The sequence below is a fragment of the Massilia sp. CT11-108 genome, assembly GCF_047302915.1.
In the GTDB taxonomy this organism is placed as follows: domain Bacteria; phylum Pseudomonadota; class Gammaproteobacteria; order Burkholderiales; family Burkholderiaceae_D; genus Telluria; species Telluria orientalis.
On record NZ_JBKYMO010000977.1, the window covers coordinates 1 to 1,057 of the forward strand.

Here is a 1,057-nt window from a genome sequence, read left to right on the forward strand (position 1 = left end):
CGGCCGAGGCCGCCTCGCGCGCGGCGCCCTCGGCCGCCAGCAGCACGGCCACTGGGACACGACGACGGCCAACGCCTGGGGCACCGTCGCACTCAAGCGCTTCTCCGAAACCTACGAGCGCGAGCCGGTGACGGGCAGCGCCAATCTCGTCGTCACAGGTGCAGACGGGAAGCCCGTCAGCTGGACCGGCACCGTGCCGGCGACCGTGCTGCAGGCCTGGCCGCAGGGCCGTGGCACCTTGACCATGCGCCAGCAGGGCAGCGGCAAGCCGTGGGCGACGGTCCAGAGCCTGGCGGCCGTGCCGCTGAAGGCGCCGCTGTCGTCCGGCTACCGCATCGCGCGCACCGTCACGCCGGTTGAACAGAAGGTCAAGGGCACGTGGTCGCGCGGCGACGTCTACCGCGTCCACCTCGACATTGACGCGCAATCGGACATGACGTGGGTCGTCGTCGACGATCCGATCCCGGCCGGCGCCAGCGTGCTCGGTTCGGGCCTGGGCCGCGATTCGCAGATCGCGACGGCCGGCGAACGCCGCACCGGCTGGACGTGGCCGGCGTTCGAGGAGCGCCTGCACACCGGCTACCGCGCGTACTACGAATGGGTGCCGAAGGGCCGCTTCACCGTCGAGTACACGGTGCGGCTGAACAACGAGGGCCGCTTCGCGCTGCCCACCACGCGCGTGGAAGCCATGTACGCGCCGGAGATGTTCGGCGAAGTGCCGAACGCGGGGATGACGGTGCAGTGATGAAGACCCTGGTCTGGCTTCTGCTGCTGTTGGCGATGCCGGTGCATGCCGCCGTGCCGACGCCGCAGGAAGTGAAGGCAGCCTGGCGCTCGTCCGACACGACGCTGCTCGACCGCCACGGCGAGACCCTCGCCACGGTGCGTGTGGACATGGCGGGCCGGCGGCTCGGCTGGGTGGCGCTGGACGACATCTCGCCCGCGCTCGGCCGCGCCGTGCTGCAGGCCGAGGACCAGCGCTTCATGGAGCACGGCGGCATCGACTTCCAGGCCATCGGCAAGGCTGCATGGGACAATTTGTTCAGCAGCGGCCAGC

General features: G+C 70.9%; 1 protein-coding gene and 1 pseudogene. Both read left to right on the forward strand.

Annotated features, from left to right (window positions below):
• Nucleotides 1-745: pseudogene (locus tag ACEN88_RS32485) on the forward strand (alpha-2-macroglobulin); the annotation flags it as partial.
• Nucleotides 745-1,057: transglycosylase domain-containing protein (locus tag ACEN88_RS32490; RefSeq protein WP_413346359.1), on the forward strand; the 313-nt coding region annotated here is incomplete at its 3' end. The pseudogene ACEN88_RS32485 and the gene ACEN88_RS32490, both read left to right, overlap by 1 nt.